Annotated in this window: 18 protein-coding genes; 12 read left to right on the forward strand and 6 right to left on the reverse strand. The window is 37.9% G+C overall.

What is annotated here, in order from left to right; translation table 11 throughout:
• Positions 1-2: 2 nt before the first annotated feature.
• From ASG21_RS00465 to ASG21_RS00490, 6 genes are all read left to right on the forward strand, one after another.
• Positions 3-569, forward strand: a complete 567-nt coding sequence (locus tag ASG21_RS00465) for an acyltransferase (protein WP_056074536.1) — start codon at positions 3-5, stop codon at positions 567-569.
• 65 nt (positions 570-634) lie between these two features.
• Positions 635-1783 (forward strand): glycosyltransferase, encoded by a 1149-nt coding sequence (locus tag ASG21_RS00470; protein ID WP_056074538.1) that lies wholly within the window; start codon positions 635-637, stop codon positions 1781-1783.
• A 47-nt stretch (positions 1784-1830) separates the two neighbouring features.
• On the forward strand, positions 1831-2388 hold the full coding sequence (locus ASG21_RS00475; RefSeq protein WP_056074539.1) for a serine acetyltransferase: 558 nt from the start codon (positions 1831-1833) through the stop codon (positions 2386-2388).
• A gap of 133 nt (positions 2389-2521) precedes the next feature.
• Entirely contained in the window at positions 2522-3184 is a 663-nt protein-coding gene (locus ASG21_RS00480; protein WP_056074541.1) for a carbonic anhydrase, read from the forward strand.
• A gap of 21 nt (positions 3185-3205) precedes the next feature.
• Complete coding sequence (locus ASG21_RS00485; protein WP_056074544.1) at positions 3206-3508, forward strand: hypothetical protein; 303 nt, start codon at positions 3206-3208, stop codon at positions 3506-3508.
• A gap of 113 nt (positions 3509-3621) precedes the next feature.
• Complete coding sequence (locus tag ASG21_RS00490; protein ID WP_056074624.1) at positions 3622-5217, forward strand: SulP family inorganic anion transporter; 1596 nt, start codon at positions 3622-3624, stop codon at positions 5215-5217.
• A 125-nt stretch (positions 5218-5342) separates the two neighbouring features.
• On the opposite strand, the gene pth is transcribed toward ASG21_RS00490, so the two are convergent.
• From pth to mfd, 6 genes are all read right to left on the reverse strand, one after another.
• Entirely contained in the window at positions 5343-5906 is a 564-nt protein-coding gene (pth, locus tag ASG21_RS00495; protein ID WP_056074546.1) for an aminoacyl-tRNA hydrolase, read from the reverse strand.
• A 90-nt stretch (positions 5907-5996) separates the two neighbouring features.
• The gene (locus tag ASG21_RS00500; RefSeq protein ID WP_056074549.1) at positions 5997-6938 is read right to left on the reverse strand and encodes a hypothetical protein; all 942 of its coding nucleotides are present in this window, start codon (positions 6936-6938) and stop codon (positions 5997-5999) included.
• A 219-nt stretch (positions 6939-7157) separates the two neighbouring features.
• Complete coding sequence (locus ASG21_RS00505; RefSeq protein WP_056074551.1) at positions 7158-8804, reverse strand: RagB/SusD family nutrient uptake outer membrane protein; 1647 nt, start codon at positions 8802-8804, stop codon at positions 7158-7160.
• An 11-nt stretch (positions 8805-8815) separates the two neighbouring features.
• The gene (locus tag ASG21_RS00510) at positions 8816-11938 is read right to left on the reverse strand and encodes a SusC/RagA family TonB-linked outer membrane protein (RefSeq protein ID WP_056074552.1); all 3123 of its coding nucleotides are present in this window, start codon (positions 11936-11938) and stop codon (positions 8816-8818) included.
• A 565-nt stretch (positions 11939-12503) separates the two neighbouring features.
• Positions 12504-13403, reverse strand: coding sequence for a hypothetical protein (locus ASG21_RS00515; protein WP_056074554.1), 900 nt, complete (start codon positions 13401-13403; stop codon positions 12504-12506).
• Between the two features lie 120 nt (positions 13404-13523).
• Positions 13524-16904 (reverse strand): transcription-repair coupling factor, encoded by a 3381-nt coding sequence (gene mfd / locus ASG21_RS00520; protein WP_056074556.1) that lies wholly within the window; start codon positions 16902-16904, stop codon positions 13524-13526.
• Positions 16905-17263: 359 nt separating this feature from the next.
• Between mfd and ASG21_RS00525 the strand changes: the two genes are divergently transcribed.
• From ASG21_RS00525 to ASG21_RS00550, 6 genes are all read left to right on the forward strand, one after another.
• Positions 17264-17656, forward strand: a complete 393-nt coding sequence (locus ASG21_RS00525; RefSeq protein WP_056074558.1) for a hypothetical protein — start codon at positions 17264-17266, stop codon at positions 17654-17656.
• A 145-nt stretch (positions 17657-17801) separates the two neighbouring features.
• Positions 17802-18047: a hypothetical protein gene (locus tag ASG21_RS00530; protein ID WP_082482314.1), complete on the forward strand. Its 246-nt coding sequence runs from the start codon at positions 17802-17804 to the stop codon at positions 18045-18047.
• 89 nt (positions 18048-18136) lie between these two features.
• Positions 18137-19636, forward strand: a complete 1500-nt coding sequence (locus ASG21_RS00535; protein ID WP_056074561.1) for a GH3 auxin-responsive promoter family protein — start codon at positions 18137-18139, stop codon at positions 19634-19636.
• A 22-nt stretch (positions 19637-19658) separates the two neighbouring features.
• Positions 19659-20036 (forward strand): hypothetical protein, encoded by a 378-nt coding sequence (locus ASG21_RS00540; RefSeq protein WP_056074563.1) that lies wholly within the window; start codon positions 19659-19661, stop codon positions 20034-20036.
• A 143-nt stretch (positions 20037-20179) separates the two neighbouring features.
• Positions 20180-20542: a hypothetical protein gene (locus ASG21_RS00545; protein WP_056074565.1), complete on the forward strand. Its 363-nt coding sequence runs from the start codon at positions 20180-20182 to the stop codon at positions 20540-20542.
• A 69-nt stretch (positions 20543-20611) separates the two neighbouring features.
• A complete protein-coding gene (locus ASG21_RS00550) occupies positions 20612-21847 on the forward strand; it encodes an MFS transporter (RefSeq protein WP_056074567.1) in 1236 nt (411 codons plus the stop codon).
• Positions 21848-21873: the final 26 nt, after the last annotated feature.

A 21873-nucleotide genomic window follows, 5' to 3' on the forward strand; every position in this document is an offset into this window, starting at 1 on the left:
AAATGCTTTTTTTATACCGTTTAATTCTCAAACTCCACACATCATATCAGTTTATGATTCAGAGGATATATTTAAAAGTATGTATCGCGAAAGGACTGAAGGTAGGTAAAAATGTGAGATTTGTAGAAGTTCCGGAATTTGGTACAGAGCCTTTTTTAATAGAAATCGGAGATGAAACGACATTCTCTAATAACGTACGGTTTGTAAACCACGACGGCGGACAAAACGCTCTACACTTTTTTGAGAAATATAAAGATGTAAGAACTTTCGGCAGAATTAAAATCGGGAAACAGTGCCTCATTGGCGCCGACACCATCATTATGCCGGGCGTTGAAATGCAGGACAACTGTATTTTGGGAGCAGGCTCAATCCTGACAACATCCATGCCCAAAGGAACTGTATTTGCCGGTGTTCCTGCAAAATTTATATGTACAGTTGAGGAATACGGTGACAAACTGCTCGCCAATAATGTGATGTATCCGAGGGAACTGGAGCCCACAAGACATCTTCTTGAAGCGCATATCAAGGCCAATCTTCCTCACACTTACAAACCTGTGAAGAAATTGTAAAAGAGACCGAAATTCAGCATGACCTGAAGTATATGTGAAGAAAATCCAAAAACACACACGAAGAAATGAAAAAGAAAAAAATACTCATCAGAATTGGCTCACTCCGTCACGGCGGAGCGGAAAAAGTTCTGGTTACTTTTCTTAAAAATCTCCCACAGGACAAATATGAAATTGATCTTCTTTTAAATTTGTATTCAGGAAAATATCTGAAAGATGTCCCTGAATGGATCAATATTATTTATCTTAACAAAGGTGAAATGATCACCACCAACCGTGTTCAGGATATTCCGAAAAAGGCTTTCCGGGTTGTCTATCAGAACCTTTTGAACCAATTCCCAGGCTTGCTTTATAATGGAAAATTAAAGGGCAGGAAATACGACATTGAGTTTGCAGCCATTCACGGAATGCGGGATGAAATTTTAAATTCTCCTTTACGGGCATCCAAAAAAATTGTCTGGATTCACAACGATCTTTCTAAGGTAAAAGGTTATTCTGAAGTTGAGATCAGAAAGTTTTTTGGTTTTGACAGAATCATGGTCATTTCCGAAAAGATTGAGCAGCTTTTTAAAGATCTGGCTCAAAATGAAACTGAAAAAAATAAGATCGTAAAGATCTACAATCCTTTAGACACCGAAGAAATTTTAACGAAAGCGGAAAAAAATGTTATCAACTACAAGTTTGACGTGAAAGTTCCCACGTTTATTTCGGTAGGAACAGTTTTTCCACAGAAAGGTTTCGACAGGCTTCTGAAAGTACATAAAAAACTTTTGGATGAAGGATTCCAGCATAAGATTCTTATCGTTGGTGACGGCTATGACTTCGAAAACATTAAAAGGCTGAAAACTGAACTCAACGTTGATGAAACAGCTACTCTATACGGCTTTACAGACAATCCTTATCCTTATTTTAAAAAGGCAGATTTTTATATTTTAAGTTCGAGATATGAAGGTTTTCCTACGGTTTTGTTTGAAGCGATTACGTTAAAAAAGAAAATCATTGCCACCGACGTTTCAGGCGTACGGGAAATGCTTAAAGATGGTCAGCTGGGATTGATTGTTGAAAATTCTGAAACAGGAATTTATGATGGAATGAAAAAAGCCATTTCAGATCAGAACTTTTTTCAGCCTTATATTTCACGATTAGAAAATGCAGAAATGCCTTTCAGTTTAGAAAAATCAGTGACTGCAATTTCGGCTGTTCTGGATGAAGTATAATTAAAATTTAATCACAAAATAAATAAGAGATTTCTTAAATTTGTTACATGTCGAGAAAATATTCCACGATACAGAAAGATTTTTACCGGGAAAGCGGGAAATGGCTCTCCCCTTTACAGATTCTTTTGAAATGTATCAATCCGAATCTGCATTTTATTTATGTTTTGAGGAAAACTCAGAGATTTAATAAAACTCCTCTTCTGGGATTTTACTGGAGACTTGTTCTGAGACATTTTCAGATTAAATACGGGTTTCAGATTTATCCGGAAACGCAGATTGGGGAAGGTCTTTATCTCGGACACTGGGGAAGTCTGGTGGTAAATCCGAAAGCTAAAATCGGTAAAAACTGTAATATTGCTCAGGGTGTAACGATTGGACAGCAGAACAGAGGAAAAAATGAAGGCTATCCGGAAATAGGTGATGAAGTATGGATTGGCCCAAATGCCGTTCTGGTGGGAAGAATTAAAATTGGCAACAACGTTTTGGTAGCACCAAATGCCTATGTAAATTTTGATGTCCCTGAAAATTCTGTAGTGGCAGGAAATCCCGCAAAAATATATCCTACCGAAGAAGCAACGGCTGGCTATATCAACAACAGGATTTAAAAATATTAAACAATGTTAAAAATAGTTGAGATATTGCCAAATATTATAGATTTGTATAATTATTGACAGAAACTATCAAAATAGAAAATAATTTAAACGAGAAACGATAATTATAACCTTTAAATATTATTTTATGTCAAATTCGTACGAAGTTATTTTCGAAAACAACAGAAAGTGGGTAGAGTCTAAGATAGGAGACAACCCGAATTTTTTTAGTGAATTAGCAAGCGGTCAGACGCCGGAGTATCTTTACATCGGATGTTCAGACAGCAGAGCAACAGCTGAAGAATTGATGGGAGCAAAACCAGGGGAAGTTTTTGTACACAGAAACATTGCCAATGTTGTGAACGCGCTGGATATGAGTGCAGCATCTGTAGTGGAATACGCTGTTTCTCACCTGAAAGTAAAACACATTATTGTGTGCGGACATTACAACTGCGGTGGCGTGAAAGCGGCAATGACCCCTCAGGATTTGGGAATTCTTAATCCATGGCTGAGAAACATCCGTGATGTATACAGAATACATCAGACAGAGCTTGACGGCATCGAAGATGCTGATAAGCGCTATGACAGGCTGGTAGAGCTGAATGTACTTGAACAGTGCATCAACGTTATCAAAATGGCATGTGTACAGGAAAGATACATTGCAGAAGAGTATCCTATTGTACATGGATGGGTTTTTGACATGAGATCAGGAAACATTATTGATCTTGAAATCGATTTCGAAAAAGAACTGAAAGACATTCAAAAGATTTATAACCTGAGCGAAGACAAATGGACCATGACTAGAAGATAGTCTAAAAGAGATCTGAGAGCAATGAAAATCTGGAGCATTATTACATTATTATTCGTACTCAACTTCACAGCTTTACCAAGTATTGCTTCGGTTTTGGGATGGGATTTGGTGAAAACGAATGTAGTGGTGAACGAAGAAGAAAATCATTCTCCTTATTCCTCTTTCTTATCTGTTGTAGAAAAGACGCTTCCAAAAACTCTGAATGTGTACGATCACCTGAAGTTTTTTGAGCCTGACAGTGAAGGCAGCTCTTTTGTGCAGACCGATGACCGCTGTCATCTGTCTCCTTACCTCAACATATTTTCTCCGCCTCCGGAGGCATAAATAAATTTGCAGTGTATTAATTCTATTTAATGCACTGCTTTCCTTTTATACTGCCGTTTTATACTGAACCGGCATTCCATATTTCCAGCATCTACAAAAACATTTTTTCAACCATGAAAAAAACGAAAACTTTAATGGGAGGGATCAAAGAAAACCTGCCTTCAGGTTTGGTGGTATTCCTCGTTGCACTGCCTCTTTGTCTTGGTATTGCATCAGCATCCGGAGCTCCTGCCCTTTCCGGAATTATCGCAGGTATTGTCGGCGGTATTATAGTTGGCTTTATCAGTAACTCCAATATATCAGTTTCAGGTCCTGCAGCAGGGCTTACCACGATTGTCCTCAATGCCATTACAGATCTTGGTGCTTTTGATCTTTTTCTCTGTGCAGGTATTATTGCAGGTGTCATGCAGCTTGTTCTTGGTTTTGTGAGAGCAGGAAGCATTTCCAATTATTTCCCCAACAACGTTATTGAAGGAATGCTCGCAGCCATCGGAATTATCATTATCCTTAAGCAGCTTCCACACGCTGTTGGTTTCGATAAAGATTTTGAAGGAAACGAAACCCTCTTTGATAAAGGAATCAATTTTAATTATTTTACGGAAGCTCTTTCGGCAATACAGCCTGGCGCAGTTTTAATCACTTTGATTTCGGTGGGAATTTTAATTTTATGGGACAAAATCCCTACACTCAAAAGACTGAAAATACTTCCCGCCGCCCTGGTAGCTGTAGCTGCCGGAATTCTTATAAATGAATTCTTTAAAATGAGCGGCAGCAGCCTTACCATTGAAAAGCAGCATTTGGTTTCTCTACCCGTTCCTCAGAATCTTGCTGATTTTAAAAACCTGATTACTTTTCCGGATTTTTCCGGATTTACCAATTATAATGTCTGGCTTGCAGGCGCCACGATTGCTATTGTTGCTTCAATTGAAACATTGTTGTGCATAGAAGCATCTGACCGTCTTGATATGCAGAAAAGAATCACAGATACCAATCTTGAGCTCAAAGCACAGGGAATTGGAAATCTTGTAAGTTCATTCATTGGTGGACTTCCGATGACTTCAGTTGTAGTGCGAAGTTCGGCAAATGCCAATGCAGGAGCTACCACCAAGGCATCTACAATTATTCATGGTGTGCTTCTTTTGATCTGTGTACTTTCGATTCCTATGGTTTTAAATAAAATACCGCTGGCAACACTTGCCGCAGTATTGATTATTGTAGGATACCGTCTGGCAAAACCAGCAACTTTCAAACATTTCTGGTCGCTGGGTAAATTCCAGTTCATTCCTTTTGTAGCAACGGTTGTAGCCATTGTATTCACCGATTTGCTGAAAGGAGTAGGAATTGGTCTGGCCATTTCCATTTTTTATATTCTGCAGGGAAATATGAAGCGTGCCTATTATTTAAGCAAAGAAAAACTGACCAATGCGGACGAAATCACCATGAAGCTGGCAGAGGAAGTTTCTTTTCTGAATAAAGCTGCCATTAAAAAGACCTTAAAAAATATCAAACCCAATTCTAAAGTTATTTTTGACGCAAGACAAACCGCATATATTGCTACAGACGTTCTTGAAATGATACAGGAATTTGCCAATGTGAGAGCAGTGGAAGAAGATATTGAAGTTGAATTATTAGGTTTTAAAACATCTTATAAAGATTATGAAACCGATGAAAATTCTCATATTGTGATTACGCATACAAGGGCGATGTAGTGGTGTTGGATGTGTGATGACGGATGTTTGGTGATTGATGTTCGATGACGGCTGATGATGAAAATTTTCGACCGGTAAAAGTTTAAAGTAAAAAGACCATTTCCGTTTTGTGAAATGGTCTTTTTTTATTTTCCGTTGAATGCAGACATGGTATTGCCTATTCCTGCAAAAACAAATGACAGACATGCTTTCGAGAATTTTTCTATTCTTTCAGAAAGTTTTTCAGATTCTTCTTCATTCCAGGTTCCTAAAACGTAATCTACCTGTCTGCCTTCTGAAAACTCAGCAGAAATACCGAATCTGAGGCGTGCGTAATTTTGCGTCTGCAGTTGTTCCTGAATGCTTTTAAGACCGTTGTGTCCGGCATCAGATCCTTTCATTTTCATTCGTAAAGTTCCAAAAGGTAAAGCAAGATCATCTGTTACAATCAATACATTTTCCAGAGGAATATTTTCTTTCTGCATCCAGTATTTCACTGCATTTCCGGAGAGATTCATGTACGTATCAGGTTTAAGTACAAAGACTTTTCTGCCTTTGTATTTCCCTTCTGCCATCCATCCAAAATTGGTTGTACTGAATGGTGATTCCAAAGTTTCAGCGATTTTTTCTGCTACCTTAAATCCTATGTTATGGCGGGTGTTTTCGTATTCAGCTCCTTTATTTCCTAATCCTACGATAAGGTATTTCATTCTAAATCTTTTTGCAAAATTAAATTTTTAAAAATAAAAAAGCCCAATCTCAGTAAAGATCGGGCATTTATGTTAAAGAAAACTTTTAATTTATTGCGGCTTATAAAGGTAATTGATACCAAAACCTCTCGTCATATACGTTTGAGGATCGTATGAGTAATTGGTTGTAAATACAATTGGTGCCGGTATAGGAGTCATTAGATCTGTAATCGTCATTCTTTTTGGATTGTTGATCGACAAGCTGTGGCTTTTTTCATCATTCACTCTTGTAGAAAGCAAATGAGAAATTTTATAAGCAAATGGCAACAAAGTGTGAGGATTAATCTGAGTATCTAAAGTGAAATATTCATACTTGTATTTCTCCGTTGGTGTTCCGAATGTTCCTGCATTAATTGCTCCGTAGTTTCTTTCAACTGTAGCAATATTGTCACCGGAATAAGCATAGTTTGAAACTGAATACAGGGTATAGTCAAATGGCACTCCTGTAACTTCTTCACCATTTCTCATGGTGATTTTATTCAGTTTGTCTGTACCGGTTGCGTACTCAAGATTGTAGATTTTTTTATACTTTTTATCCACTATCCAAGGTAAAGCAGGTACAGTACCTCCTGGAGGAATTTTCTTCACGTAGGTAATTCTGTTTTCTGCGATAATCGTCAGTCTGCCTCCTGCTCCGTACGTAAGTAATTGAGTGTAGGCTACACTGTCAGCATCCAGAGAACCGTCTTTATCTTCATCTAAAAATCCGTAAAATGTAATTTTGCTTACTTTATCACCACTCCACATCAAATCTGTTACAGATCTGGTAGATTTTCCTTTTGTAAGAACTTTAGAAAGTAAGAGCCCGTTGTAACGGTATTCTGCAATGGTATCAGAATCTGTAATTTCTCTAAATAAAGATCTCGGTCCGTTAAGACCCGTGTTTTCGTTAAGATCGTTCAGCGGATTTCCTTCTTCATCCACCAAATCTTTACAAGAGTGTATAGAAGACAAACCTGCAACCAGCAATATAAAATAGAAAAGTTGTTTCATTTTCAAAGAGATTACTTATTTTTCCACAAATATAATTTTTTTTTACATAAGAAACACTTTCTTACGAAGAATGTGGCAAAATAATATTAAAAATTTAACGATTTAAATATATAAGTATCATAATTACTTCAGATACCTAAAAAATTTTAAGATTTAAAAGAAAAAGAGACTGCCACCGGGGACAGTCTCCTAATAATCAATAAAATAATGAAGTTTTTTTTAATATGCAGGGTTCTGCGGGAAATTTTTATTTTGATTTAAATCCAACACCGTTTGCGGAATCGGTCTTAGTATTTTCAGATTACCGCCATTTCCGTTAAACTGAGATGCGCTTGTAATTTTATAATTATACTGAACAGCTCTGGCAACCAAAGTTCCGGTACGTTTAAGGTCAAACCATCTGTTGTATTCTCCCAGCATTTCTCTTCCTCTTTCATCAAGAATATAGCTGATGTTGAATTCTGCAGGTGTCGCAGCGGTAACGCCCGCTCTTGCTCTTACAGCATTCAGTCTGGTCAGACCTAGGCCTGGGTTTCCTGCTTTTAAATAAGCTTCGGCAGCAATAAGATAGGTATCTGCCAACCTCGCAATGGTAATATCTCTTGTACTTACCGGCCCTGTACTTGCCGGTGTAGTTAACGCTGGATCGTCAAACTTCTTCACAGGAATCGTCTGGTAATCTAAATTTTTAACAAGAGTATATGCTGCATCATATGTTCCTTTATCGTGGTAGATAAATCCGTTTGCCAGTTTTGCTGCATTAGCAGTCATCCACGATGTTTTATCTGCTGCTGTGTACCACAACGGCTCATAGAAATGCTTGATTTTAAGTGATGAATGATCGGATACTCTAAAGAAGTCATAGTATCTTTCGTAAACTACATTCATAAAGGTAGCTTCCCATCTTGAATCGCCCTGTTTAAATAACTCCAGAGCATATTTTGTCGGACAGAGATTGTAACTTCTCAAAGGCGCACTCCCCTGCGTTTCTGCACCTCCCAGATAGGAACTGAAATAGTAGAACTGTTTGTTTCCCAATGTTGTAGGGGAAGTTGCCGTAGAGCTTTTATCATACTGAACTGAGAAAATGGTTTCTGCATTCAATTCGGTAGCAGGAGCATACAACTGAGCTGGAGTGAGAGTAAGTGCCTGACCTCCAATAGCAGCATCTGCGTAAGTTGCTGCAGTCGTAAAATCTGAAGCAGAACCAAAAGTTTCATAGCCTCTGGTAAGATATACTTTTGCAAGAAGATCATTAACTGCTTTTTTATTTACTCTTCCACTGCTTACATAAGCTGTATTTCCAACCGCAGGTAGTGATGCCTCTAGTTCTTTGATTATATACGTGTACACTTCCTGAGCTGTATTTCTGTCAAACTGCAATACCGGAGCTGTAAAGTTCTGCTCAACAATTGGCACTCCTCCGTAGGTTTGCACTAAAAGAAAATATGCATTTGCTCTTAAAAATCTTGCTTCACCAACCAACACCGGCACATTAGCCGTCTGTTCTGTAAGTGTAGAATAATAAATCGTTTTGTTTACTGACTGGATAAGCTGATAAGAAGACATGTACAATTGATCAACGCCTTCTGACGATGGAATCAGCTGCGTATACTGGCTCAAACCTGCAGGTTCTGGAGTTCTTCCCTCCGCATACATATCGGTTCCCGCCACGAAAAGCCATGGATCGCCGCCATACATCCCTTTAAGCCATGCATAATTTGAATTTACAAGCAACTGAAAACCAGAAGCTGTTTTGTACGTTTCATCTGCTTCCACGTATGATAAACTTTCTTCTACAATAAAATCGTTACAGGAGTTAAAAACCGCTGTAGCAAAAACTAATGTTAATATTATTTTTTTCATGTTTTTCTCAATTAAAATTTAGCACTTAAACCCAGTTGCGTTGTGATTGCCGCAGGCCTGTTGATACCTCTGCCGGCAGCAGCCCATTCAGGATCGTATCCGTCAAACTTTGTAAATACAAATGGATCCAGCACATTTACATATAATCTTAAATTATTCATTTTGATTCTCTTCAAAAAGTCTGCATCAAAAGTATATCCCAATGAAATATTTTTCACCTTAACAAAAGAGACATCTCTGTAGTATCCAAATCCGCTTTGCCAGAATGTACCTGCACCAGTACCGATTGCACCGGGTCTTGGGTTGGAATTATTAGCATTTGCCTCCAAACCGGCAGAATTACTGGGAACAAAATATTCCATAGCCATTTTTTGTCTTCCTCTGTCTGAAACATCAGCAAACATTTGATGGAATGTACTTAAGACAGTCTGTCCCTGGTTGGTTATTACAGAGAAATTGAAATCAAATTTCCCTACAGTAAGCCTTGAGTAAAAACTCCCCTGCCATTTTGGTACAGCACTTCCGATTACCGTTCTGTCGTCAGCATTAAATTTTCCATCCCCATTTAAATCTTTTGGCCTGGCCTGCCCGGGTGCCATTCCGTAAGAAGCTGCCTGAGCTGCTTCACTTTCCTGCCATACTCCGTCGAAAACATAATTATAATTAGGATTAAGGTGAGCTCCTAAAATCAAATTATTACCTATATCACTTACCCTGTTCTGACCGTAGATAGACTCTAATTCGTTTACATTTTTAGTAAAGGTAAACGTCGTTTCCCAGGTTATAAAATTGGTTTTGATATTTTTTGTGGTAAGCAATACTTCAACACCCTTGTTCCGTACGGATCCAACATTTGAATAGGTACGTCTATATCCGTTTTCAGCTGGTGGTTGCTGAGGATAAATCAAATCTTCGGAAAGTCTGTCGTATACATCTACAGTACCTGTAATTCGATTTCTCAATAATCCAAAATCAACCCCAAAGTTTAATTCTCTGGTTTTTTCCCACGTTAAAGTTCTGTTTGCCAAATTGGCACTTTGCCAACCTGGAACCAATACGCCGCCATTTGCGTAAAAAGTCTGCTGATTAAGCAATGCCAGAGTTTGGTAAGGGTTTACATTATCATTTCCGGTATATCCTATACTGGCTCTCAGTTTTAAATCTGAAATTGCTTTTACATTTTCCAAAAATGATTCTTTCTTCAGTTTCCAGCCTAAAGCAAGCGACGGGAAAACAGTCCACTGGTTACCGGATGCTAAAACAGAAGATCCATCCCATCTTGATGAAGCTGTAAGCAGGTATTTGTCTTTAAAACTGTAATTTAACCGTGCAGCAAATGAACTCAATGTTCTTTTCATATAAGGAGGTATTTCACCTCTGTTATCCAACTGGAAACTGGCAGGTAAACCGGCTCCCAAATTATAATATCCTGTACCAAAAGGCATCCCATAAGAATAACCGTAGCTCCACTGATCTGTACTGGAATAAATACTCTGAAGAAGCAGTAAGCTCACATCATGAATATCATTGAATGTATGTTTTAAATCAATTTGATTATCCCATGTGTAGTTGAAGTTTTCTGTTTTGTAAAGCGATGCTGAGTTTTGGTTATTTGTAGCAATACCAATATTAGTTTCTGCAGCATTTGAAATTCCTAAAGCTGACTGATTAAATCCACCCGAGAAAGTTGTCTTGAATGACATCCATTTCACCGGTTGATACTGTAAAAATACATTCCCAACGACCTGCCAGCTTTTTTCATTCTGTTGAGAGTTCGCGATTTCTACCAAAGGATTTATAGTACTCGTTTTGTTAATAGCCCATGAACCGTCAGGATACAAGAGTTTTCCCGGTAAAGTAAATAATTTTCCAACAATGTCATTACCCTGAGCATCTACCGCATAAGGAGAAATAAGAGGGCTAAAACTGAATGCCGACTGCATCGCCGTATCACTGCCATAGTCAGTGATTATTCTGGCCAGGGTTATATTAGCACCCGTGGTAAACTTAGAATTAATTTTATGATTTACTCCGAGTTTGAAAGTATATTTCTTGTTTGAATCATTTTCTATAAGTCCCTCATTTCCCTGAACACCGAATGAAAGATTATAGGCCATTCCACCATCTGATCTCCCTGCAATATTTAAATAGTGATTCTGCATAGTACCCGGCTGAAGTACAGCATCATACCAATCGAAGTTGTATCCGTTATTCGCTCTCTGCACCAAGAGTGGACTTTGATTTCCGGCCAGAGATGCAAGGTTTGCAGGAGTCTGCGTAAGTGGAGTTGCGCTCAAATAGGCTGCCTGATGAAACTTCCACCATTCCGCTCCTGTCATCATCTGGGGAAGACGTGCCGCGGTTCTGATACCGTAGGATGTTTCAAGAGAAACATTAACGCCTGATTTTACTGTTGCACCACTTTTTGTGGTAACGATTACGACACCACTTGCTCCCCTTGAACCGTAAATTGCCGCTGAAGATGCATCTTTCAAAACATCCATTCTTGCGATATCCTGAGGATTCAGAAAGTCAATATTATCTGTGGGAACACCGTCTACGACGTACAAAGGGTTTCCTGAAGAGATCAAAGAGTTGTTTCCTCTGATAGTCATTTTAAAACCATCCCCCACTCTTCCTGAGTTTGCAGATATATTCACACCCGCCATACTTCCCTGGATCGCTTCCAGTGGACTTGTTGTATTTCTTTCTACGATTCTTTCGGCACTCAGTGTGTTCACTGAGCCTGTAAGATCGGTCTTTTTTACAGATCCGTATCCTACAATTACAACCTGTTCAATATTTTTTGTTTTATCTTCCTGCAGAGGAATGGCAATGAAGCTTCGGTTATCTACTGGTATAGTCTGTGTCTGGAAACCGTCTGTTGTAACAGAAAGAGCTGACTGATCTTTAAGAAGCGTAATAATGAAGTTCCCTTCTGCGTCTGTAGTTACAGTGTTTTCGGTTCCTTCCTCAGTTACTTTGACATTAGGCATGGCCGCCTGTTTGTCGTTTGTGATTTTTCCGCTCACTTCTTTCCCCTGCTGTGCAAATACTACTGCGGAAGAAAAGAGAAACAAGACAGCGAGCTTTTTGCGAACAAAGCCGGAACCTGTTAGTTTTTCAAATGACATAATTGATTAGTGTTTTTTGTGAGTTTAAATTTGCTGTTTCCGACAAGTAATTTGAGCTTAGCTACTTCACAAATTTCTTATCATAAAAATTATGAAAAACCTCTGCGTAATCGATTGCACGTTTGCGTTTGATTTTTCTGTTTTCTATATTAAACTTTTTTTAATATAATTTTAATAATTTTTAACATTGAGAACGAATTATTTTTTAAAAAACTGATTTTCAATAATTTATTTTTACTTCATATTTGAAATAAAACATGATTTTTATCAGTTTTTTACTAAAATAATCTCATAATTTTTCCCAAAATGGCAGGCAATATCGCAATATTGTTATCGATTACACAAAAATGCTCTGCTTAATTTCCCGGAATTTTCTGAAATAACTTTCATTTTCAGTTTAAAAAACACATTAAAATGCTTCTAAAAAAAGCAATAAAAAAACTGCCTTTGCGAGGCAGTTTTCAGTTTAAAAGGATAATTTTTTCCGACACTTTCAACTAACTCAGATAGCTTTTTTAAAAGCAATTAATCTTAATCTACTTGAAAGTTTTATTCATATAAAACATCAAAGAGCCTTATAAATATATTTTTGAAATTGACTCTGGTCAGATACAGGATAATTCTGTGAATCATACAGATAAGTATAAGCTCCCGGAATTGCTGGTATCGGTGAAGGATTAATAACCGTAAAATTAGTTACGTTGTTTGCTGACAGCGAAGAAAAATTAGCAGGGTGCAACAGACTCCAGGCTACAAAAAATGATTTTGGCAATGTGGTGTAAGGGTTAATTTTTGAATCATAACCATCAAAATTATACGAGATGTTTGCAACAACCGAAGACATATCCGGAACACCTGTGGGACTTGTTATTCCCATTTCCGTAGCCACTTTTGTGATATTATCTCCTGTATTTGTAATTGTATAATTGGTGAAATGAGTATAAGTGCTTCCTGATTTTTTCTTCTCAACAATTTTGGTCATTTTGCCCGCGCCATCGTAGGTGTAGGTGTATTCACTGTTGAAACTTGGCATAGTGCCTGCCATCGTCGTACAAGTGGTGTAATTAATCTTTCCGCTGGAATCGTACGTAATGTTGTAATCATACGACAGTCCGTTCGCTGGTACAGAACCGTTGACTTCCTGCTCAAATTTCACCCTGGAAATCTTCCCTGCTGTATAAGTAACTCTTCCGATAAGATATGAATTGGGACCGCCTGATTCCTTGAAAATTGCTTTCTCCAGGGTGGTTCCTGTAGTGACATATTCCTGATTGACATCCGTATTTACAGTAATTTTGTGTAAAATCCGCGGACCCAGGATTGTAGTTGTGCTCCCGCCACTTCCCGGGGGATTATTCGGATTGTTAAGGCTGTTGTTGATGGGATCTGCAGTTGTATTGTCACATGAAGACAGAAAACCTAAAAATAATGCTGAAACTCCTGTAATAAAATTGTTTTTGGTCATAAGTTTTTAATTAATTTGAAACAAATATAAATTATTTTCAACATTAAAGGACTTATATTATCTAATTAACAAAAAAAAATCTAAAAACGTGTTTTTAGATTTTTTCTTGCTGGGATTATTTTAACCGAGAATTGCTTTAAGTAATTTATTCACCTCATCCACATTTTTAACTTTATCTTTCCGCATCATGAGATTATTGCCTTCTTTTCCTGCTTTTTCTTTCAGCTGTGCCTGCGCCGGATTCTGAGTCAAATAAGAAATTATATTTCTGAATTTTTCGGTCTGATAAAATTTATCCTGCGGATTGGATGGGAAATAACCGAGGAAAACACTGTTTTTCATCACAATCTTTTCGAAGCCAATTTCGGCAGCAAGCCATTTAAGGGCAACACTTTTAAGAAGATTGACTACCTCTTCAGGCAGTTCCCCAAACCGGTCTTTTAATTCTGCTTCAAATTTCTGCAGGTCATTTTCATTATCTATCTCAGCTAATTTCTGATACAGCAACAATCTTTCTTCGGTGCTTGAAACATACGAATCAGGCAACATCAGTTCAAGATCTGTGTCGATGTTGACTTCTTTTACGGATTTAAATAATTTCTGGCGGTCTTCTTCATTTTCAAATAAACTTCCGAATTCCTCATCGTCTTTCAGCTCTTCCAAAGCTTCCTGCATCATTTTCTGATACGTTTCAAAACCCATTTCATTGATGAATCCACTCTGCTCTCCACCTAGAAGATCGCCGGCACCACGAATTTCCAAATCTTTCATGGCAATCTGAAAACCACTTCCCAAATCTGAAAACTGCTCAATCGCTTCCAGTCTTTTTTTTGCATCAGATGTAATCATATCTAAAGGAGGCGTGATGAGATAACAGAAGGCTTTTCTGTTACTTCGCCCTACCCGTCCTCTCATCTGGTGCACATCTGCCATCCCGAAACGCTGTGCATCATTGATGAAAATCGTGTTGGCGTTCGGTACATCCACCCCACTTTCAATGATTGTGGTTGAGACCAAAACGTCGTATTTTCCTTCCATGAAATCGAGAATATTCTGCTCAAGCTGTTTTCCGTCCATCTGACCGTGTCCCGTAATCACTTTCGCATCCGGAACAAGCCTTTGAATTAAACCTGCAATATCTTTCAGATTTTCGATTCTGTTGTTGATAAAATAAACCTGCCCGTCACGTTGCAACTCGTATGAAATGGCATCCCTTAAAAGTTCTTCATCAAAACCAACCATGTGTGTTTCCACAGGCTGTCTGTTGGGTGGTGGAGTTTTTATTACGGAAAGGTCGCGCGCGGCCATCAGAGAAAACTGTAATGTTCTCGGAATCGGCGTAGCTGTTAGCGTCAGAGTATCGACATTTGATTTGAAAGTTTTGAGTTTATCTTTTACAGCAACTCCAAATTTGTGCTCTTCGTCGATTACAAGCAGACCTAAATCTTTAAATTTCACTTTATCTGAAACCAGCTGATGTGTTCCGATAACGATGTCAACTTTTCCTTCTTTAAGTCCGGCGAGAGTTTCAGATTTCTGTTTTGCCGTTCTGAAACGGTTTAGATACGAAATATTCACCGGGAAATCTTTCAGTCTGTCTTTAAAACTTCTGTAATGCTGAAATGCAAGAATCGTAGTCGGCACAAGAATAGCCACCTGCTTTCCGTCAGTAGCTGCTTTGAAAGCGGCACGAATAGCAACTTCAGTTTTCCCGAAACCTACGTCTCCGCAGACCAGACGGTCCATCACCGTTTCTGCTTCCATGTCTTTTTTAACATCGATGGTCGCTTTTTCCTGATCGGGCGTATCTTCATAAACGAAACTGGCTTCCAACTCGTTCTGAAGGTAAGAGTCGGGCGAATAGGAAAATCCTTTTGCCATTTTTCGCTGGGCGTATAATTTAATTAGATCAAAAGCAATCTGTTTAACCTTGGCTTTTGTTTTCTGTTTTAAAGATTTCCATGCCGGTGATCCCAATTTACTTAAAACGATTTCTTTTCCGTCTGGACCGTTGTATTTTGAAATTTTATGAAGCGAGTGGATGCTTACATATAAAAGATCTCCGTTTTTATAGACCAGTTTGAAACATTCCTGTACTTTTCCGTCGTTGTTTACTTTTACAAGACCCATGAATTTTCCGATACCGTGATCGATATGGGCGATGTAATCTCCAACTTTTAAAGACATTAAATCTTTTAAAGTCAGCTGTTCAGATTTGGCAAACGAATTTTTGGCCTTATAACGTTGGTAGCGGTCGAAAATCTGATGATCTGTATAAACGATTATTTTACTGTCGGGATCTACGAAACCTTCATGAAGTTCAGATTTAAAACTTTTAAATTTAATTTCACGCTTGCCGGAATCACCTCTGCCTACATCTTCGAAGATAGATTCGAGTCGTTCTTTCTGCTTTTCGCCGGAAAATGAGATCCACATTTCGTAACCTGCAGCCTCTTTCTCTTCGAGATCTTCCACCAGCAATTCAAAGTTTTTGTGGAATGACGGCTGTGAAGTCTGATTGTAAACAACGGAAGCCTGATGAGGGATGTCGGATGCCAAAGCACCTGAAAAATCTACTCTTTTAAACTTTTTATACTCAAACAGGAAATCTTCATCAGAAATAAATAATTCCTGTGGCGATCTGTGGGCAATATCTTTATTTAGACCGTCAAATTTTTCCAGGGCTTTTTCGTAGAAACTTCTGATTTTTGATTTTGAAGATTCCAGATCTTTGGAAACAATCAGAGATTCTTTAGGCAAAATTTCGAGAAGAGAAACCTTTGTTCCCGAAACAGAAAAATTCATATTGGAAACCAGCTGAAAACTGTCTACTTTTGAAACCGAAAGCTGCGTCTCAATATCAAATGTTTTGATGTTTTCCACTTCATTTCCGAAGAAAGTAATTCTGTACGGCTTCTCGTTGGAATAGGAATACACATCTACAATTCCTCCACGCACAGAAAATTCGCCCGGCTCGGAAACAAAATCAGTCTGATTAAACTGATAATGGTTTAAAAGTTCATCCACAAAATCAAAATCAAGCTGATCGCAGACCTTGATGTTATGCGAAATAGCTTTAAAATCTTCCTTTTTCAAAACTTTTTCAGATAAAGCTCCGGCGTAGGCAACAATCACTTTCGGATATTTGCCTGCATTGATTTTATTTAAAACCTCTGTTCGGAGAACAAGATTGGCGTTCTGTGTTTTCTCCACCTGATAAGGCTCCAGATGTGTTGCAGGAAAATAAAGTACTTTTTCTTTCCCCAAAAGATCTTCCATCTCGGTACTTACGTACAGAGCATCTTCTTTATCATCAATAATATAAAGAATTGTTTTTTTGTTTGTGAGAAAAAGTTCGGCTACAAAAACCGTTGGTGCAGAGCCGGCAAAACCCTTTACAGAAACGTGATTTTCCTTTTCAAGAACCGTAAAAATATCTTTTCCGAATTCTTTCTTTAAGAAAGAAGGAAGAAGTGTTTTATCTATATTTTTTAGCTGCATAAATTATTTTGGTATCAACGACAAAAGCGATTTCAAGAATTGTTCCTGAAACCGTAATCTGCTGCAAAAATACGCAAATTTATATTTGAGACGGCACATTGCAATACATCAACATTGAGATGGAACTGAATTTTATTGCGAAATACTGGAATTAAATATTTGATTCTAAAAAGAGAGAAGGTAATTTACCAACATATTACTGCGTCTATCATCTCAGCGAAATGTATCAATATTGCAGTATGTTTTGTATTCTAAAAATTATCCCAAATACTATAAAGTTCGTTAAAAAACCTCTGATATTTTCTTCTTCGGCACGTCGTTTGGAAAAGACCATAACCTAACCAAACAGTTTAAGTATTATGAAAAATTTAATGAAAATTTTCGGTGTTTTAGTGCTTGTGATGTTCACAGCGATAAGTTTATCTTCTTGCAAGGACGACGACGATCCGGCAGACAACGATTTCTTCGCAGGAACTTACAAAGGAAGTATTTCGTATAATGACGGAAGCACAAATATCAACACCAACGACGGAAGTGTTTTCGTAACCAAAATCGCAAGCGGAACAAAATACAACTTTACATTCAGCAATGGAATTCCTGATCTTAACGGTCTTGAATTTCAGAAACAGGGAGATAACACCCTGGTAATGGTTGGTTCTAATGGAACGATGTATGTGAGAATCGACAACAACGACCTCAAAATCGCATACCTGAAGGATGGTAAAACCTGGACAGCCAACTGCGTCAGATAGATTTAAAAAAAATGTAACTCAAAAACCTGCTTCAAATCATTGATGCAGGTTTTTTTTGATTAGAAGACTTCATAAACTTTTGATGTCGTGTTTGTTATGATGAATATTTATTTTTATATTTGATTTAAAATTTAAAAAAATATACATGAAGAATTTAATTACAGCCCTGTTCCTCATCATCGGATTGGGAATTGCTCAGGCACAACAGGTTGCTCCTGCAACAAAAGCAGCACCTAAAACCGCAAAAACAACAAAAGCTGCCGCACCCAAGCCCGCTGCAAAACCTGCCGTAAAGCTTAAAAAAGACGGAACTCCTGACAAAAGATACAAGGAAAATCAGAAACTGAAAAAGGACGGTACGCCAGACAAAAGATATAAAGTGAATAAATAATCACTTACATTTTAAATAAATAAAACACAACCGGTGATATTCATCGGTTTTTTGATGCAACGAAACGGCTTTATTTATAAATTTGAACCATGCTAAATTTCCTCAAGAAAAATATCGCTGTTGCCTGGGCCAAAAAACATGTTGCCCAAACTGAAAGTTTTAAAAAAAATGCACCTCAGCTGCAGGAAGAGCTTTTGTTTTCTCTCATTAAAACTGCAGAAAAAACCCTTTTTGGACGGAGCCACAACTTTGAAGAGATCAAAACAGTAAAAGATTTTCAGGATAAAGTTAAAATCAACGATTACGAAGATCTGAAACCCTATATCGAAAAGGTGAAGAAGGGTCAGCGCAGTATTCTCTGGCCTGAAACTCCGGAATATTTTGCAAAAACATCGGGCACTACGTCAGGATCGAAATATATTCCGATTTCAAAAGAAGGAATGCCTTTTCAGGTGAAGGGTGCTCAGAGTGCGCTTTTTCATTACATTGCGAAAAAAAACAACGCAGATTTCGTCAACGGAAAAATGATTTTTCTGCAGGGAAGTCCGGAACTGGAGGAAGTTTTCGGCATTAAAACCGGCAGGCTTTCGGGAATTGTTGCGCATCATATCCCAAATTATCTTCAGAAAAACAGACTGCCAAGCTGGGAAACCAACCTCATCGAAGACTGGGAAACCAAAATAGATAAAATTGTAGAGGAAACTGAGCATGAAAACATGACGCTGATTTCCGGTATTCCACCGTGGCTGGTAATGTACTTCGAAAAACTGACAGAGAAACACGGCAAAAAAATCAAACAACTTTTCCCAAATCTTCAACTGATTGTAACCGGCGGTGTAAACTACGAACCGTACAAAGATAAAATGGAATTTCTGCTTGGAGGACAGGTAGATATTGTGCAGACTTTTCCAGCCTCGGAAGGATTTTTTGCCTTTCAGGATGATTACACTAAAGACGGACTTTTACTTTTAACCAATCACGGTATTTTTTATGAGTTTATTCCTTTAGAACAATATGGAAAACCTGATGCAGAAAGACTAACTTTAAAGGATGTAGAAGTGAATAAAGATTACGCTTTAATTTTGACTACCAATTCAGGACTTTGGGCTTATTCGATCGGTGATGTAGTGAGATTTACTGATAAAAAACCCCACAGAATTCTGGTGAGCGGAAGAACAAAGCATTTCACTTCAGCATTTGGCGAGCACGTAATTGCTTTTGAGGTGGAAGAAGCTCTTAAATCTACCGTTCAGAAATATCCTGCAAAAATTACGGAATTTCATCTTGCACCGCAGGTAAATGCAGAAGGCGAACTTCCTTATCATGAGTGGTTTGTAGAGTTTGAAGAAGAGCCTTCAGATTTAAATTTATTTACAGAAGAACTTGACGTTCAGCTCAGAAGCAGAAATACCTATTACGATGATTTGATTACAGGAAATATTTTGCAGAAGCTTAAAATCTCGAAACTCAGAAAGAATGCTTTTAATGAATATGCCAAATCTCAGGGTAAACTGGGTGGACAAAATAAAATTCCGAGACTTGCAAATGACAGAAAACTGGCAGAGAAGATAGAAATTTACAGGAAATAAAACCAACAAATCAATTTTACACATGAAGAATACTATCCTTTTTTCCGTTTTTATTTTCTGCGCATCATGTACTTCGTTAAAATATAGTGCAGTAGAAAATCCTGACGATTATAAAAATGTAAAAGCAGGAAATAAATATATCTTTCACCAGAATAATGGCAGCAAAACAAAAATTACAATTACTTCTATTGCAAGAGACAGCATTATCGGAACCAGCAGGAAAGACAGAATTTCTATCGCAAAGAACGACATTCAAGAAATCAGAAAAGACAATTCTGGGTTAGCAATAATTATTGCAGCCGGAGGAATTGCGGGAGCAGCGGTAATTATTTCTGCAACTGTTAAAGCCTCAGAGGATCTGGTAGATACTTTTGCCGCTGTAGGAAGTGGAACAAATTAATTGTGTGAAAACTTAAGAATATTGTTTTTAAAATATAGAATTTATTGATTTACGTTTAAATATTTCAAAAAATATGATATTTTCGCTTTAATGAAAAGATATATTCGAAAAAAATTATAAATTTGAAAAACTAAAAAATTAAAATGAGAGCATCTGTACTAATAAAATCTTCTCTGCTTACATCATTATTCGTGATTTCGTCATGTGCGACTACAAAGTATAGTGAAGATATTTCTCAAAACAATTATTCTAATCTTAAAACCGGGAAAATCTACATTGTTGAGAAAAAAGACGGTTCGCCAAAAGAAAAAATCCTTTTCAAAAACATTGTTGGCGATAACATCGTAGGTACAAAAGGTAAAAAAGACAGTACAGAAGTTACTATTCCGAAAAGTGCTGTTGCCTCTGTGAAAGACCGCTCTACAGCGAGAGTAACCGGTGGTGCCATCGTAATTGGTGCAGCAGCAGCGGCAGCAATCGTGATCAGTTCGAACAGAGCAGATTAAAAATGATTTAATTTTTATTAAAATAAATGATAAGTAGCTCTAAATTAATTTTTAGGGCTACTTTTGCATATGATTTCACTTTCTCCGCTGCAGACATTGAAAAATGTTGAGTTCAGAAATCTTCTTACCGGAAGATTTTTTATTGTTTTGGCTTTTAGAATGCTTGCTACATTATTGGGATGGTGGGTGTATCAGCTCACGAAAGATCCTTTTTCCATCGGACTTATCGGACTTTCTGAAGTAATTCCTGCGGTGAGTTGCGCTTTGTACGCCGGTCATGTGATTGATACCAATGAGAAAAAGAAACTTCTTCTTATCTGTACATACGCTTACGTTTTCCTTATCGGACTCCTGCTGATTCCAGCATTTTTTAATGCCGAACTGCATTTCACAGGTCATCAGATTACTTATTTCATTTATGCTGTCATTTTCTTTACAGGTATTGCCCGAGCATTTATCGGCCCCATCGTCCCATCGATGATTCCAAAAATTGTGAAGCAAATCAATCTGCCTAACGCAATCACATTAAATCAGGCAACATTTTTGATATCATCAGTTTGCGGACACGCAGCCGGCGGATTTTTAATTGAATTTTACGGAATTAAATGGACGGTTTTAACGGTAGTCATTCTAATCACAGTTTCATCCATTTTCTTCTGGCAGCTCAACAAACAGTTTTCTGAACAGAAAAAGGGAAGCGTGAAAGTGATGGACAGCATTCGGGAAGGCGTTTCTTACATTTACAAAACCAAAGAAATTCTGGGAGCACTTTATCTGGATATGTTTGCAGTACTTTTTGGAGGTGCAGTGGCGATGATTCCTGTATTTGCAACCGATATTCTAAAATCGGGAGCTGACGGTTTGGGTCTTCTGAATGCTGCTTCAGATATTGGCTCCATGATTATTATTACGACTCTGGCATTGGTACCTTTACGTAAAAATCAGGGTAAAATATTGCTGGTTGCCGTGGCGGGATTTGGTCTTTGCATCATCGGTTTCGGACTTTCGAATTATTACTGGCTGTCGTTTTTGTTTTTGGTGATGAGCGGAATGCTTGACGGAATTTCGGTGGTTATCCGTGGGACAATTGTACAGCTGAAGACTCCAGATCATATCCGCGGACGGGTGCTGAGTGTAAATTCAATCTTCATCATGTCGAGCAATGAAATGGGACAGTTTGAAAGCGGACTTGCAGCAAAACTTCTTGGCGCAGTAAGATCTGTAGTTGTTGGAGGAAGCCTGACAGTGCTGATTGCTGTTTTGGTTGGAAGCACAAATCCGAAATTGAGAAAAATGCAATATTAATTCAGTAAAATTTATTTTTTTCAATT

Source organism: Chryseobacterium sp. Leaf394 (assembly GCF_001424105.1).
In the GTDB taxonomy this organism is placed as follows: Bacteria; Bacteroidota; Bacteroidia; order Flavobacteriales; family Weeksellaceae; genus Chryseobacterium.

What these genes read in the sequence shown, in the direction of transcription:
- ASG21_RS00465 (WP_056074536.1), top strand. Translation starts at nt 3, where the DNA reads ATGCTTTTTTTATACCGTTTAATTCTCAAACTCCACACATCATATCAG.
- ASG21_RS00470 (WP_056074538.1), top strand. Translation starts at nt 635, where the DNA reads ATGAAAAAGAAAAAAATACTCATCAGAATTGGCTCACTCCGTCACGGC.
- ASG21_RS00475 (WP_056074539.1), top strand. Translation starts at nt 1,831, where the DNA reads ATGTCGAGAAAATATTCCACGATACAGAAAGATTTTTACCGGGAAAGC.
- ASG21_RS00480 (WP_056074541.1), top strand. Translation starts at nt 2,522, where the DNA reads ATGTCAAATTCGTACGAAGTTATTTTCGAAAACAACAGAAAGTGGGTA.
- ASG21_RS00485 (WP_056074544.1), top strand. Translation starts at nt 3,206, where the DNA reads ATGAAAATCTGGAGCATTATTACATTATTATTCGTACTCAACTTCACA.
- ASG21_RS00490 (WP_056074624.1), top strand. Translation starts at nt 3,622, where the DNA reads ATGAAAAAAACGAAAACTTTAATGGGAGGGATCAAAGAAAACCTGCCT.
- pth (WP_056074546.1), bottom strand. Translation starts at nt 5,906, where the DNA reads ATGAAATACCTTATCGTAGGATTAGGAAATAAAGGAGCTGAATACGAA.
- ASG21_RS00500 (WP_056074549.1), bottom strand. Translation starts at nt 6,938, where the DNA reads ATGAAACAACTTTTCTATTTTATATTGCTGGTTGCAGGTTTGTCTTCT.
- ASG21_RS00505 (WP_056074551.1), bottom strand. Translation starts at nt 8,804, where the DNA reads ATGAAAAAAATAATATTAACATTAGTTTTTGCTACAGCGGTTTTTAAC.
- ASG21_RS00510 (WP_056074552.1), bottom strand. Translation starts at nt 11,938, where the DNA reads ATGTCATTTGAAAAACTAACAGGTTCCGGCTTTGTTCGCAAAAAGCTC.
- ASG21_RS00515 (WP_056074554.1), bottom strand. Translation starts at nt 13,403, where the DNA reads ATGACCAAAAACAATTTTATTACAGGAGTTTCAGCATTATTTTTAGGT.
- mfd (WP_056074556.1), bottom strand. Translation starts at nt 16,904, where the DNA reads ATGCAGCTAAAAAATATAGATAAAACACTTCTTCCTTCTTTCTTAAAG.
- ASG21_RS00525 (WP_056074558.1), top strand. Translation starts at nt 17,264, where the DNA reads ATGAAAAATTTAATGAAAATTTTCGGTGTTTTAGTGCTTGTGATGTTC.
- ASG21_RS00530 (WP_082482314.1), top strand. Translation starts at nt 17,802, where the DNA reads ATGAAGAATTTAATTACAGCCCTGTTCCTCATCATCGGATTGGGAATT.
- ASG21_RS00535 (WP_056074561.1), top strand. Translation starts at nt 18,137, where the DNA reads ATGCTAAATTTCCTCAAGAAAAATATCGCTGTTGCCTGGGCCAAAAAA.
- ASG21_RS00540 (WP_056074563.1), top strand. Translation starts at nt 19,659, where the DNA reads ATGAAGAATACTATCCTTTTTTCCGTTTTTATTTTCTGCGCATCATGT.
- ASG21_RS00545 (WP_056074565.1), top strand. Translation starts at nt 20,180, where the DNA reads ATGAGAGCATCTGTACTAATAAAATCTTCTCTGCTTACATCATTATTC.
- ASG21_RS00550 (WP_056074567.1), top strand. Translation starts at nt 20,612, where the DNA reads ATGATTTCACTTTCTCCGCTGCAGACATTGAAAAATGTTGAGTTCAGA.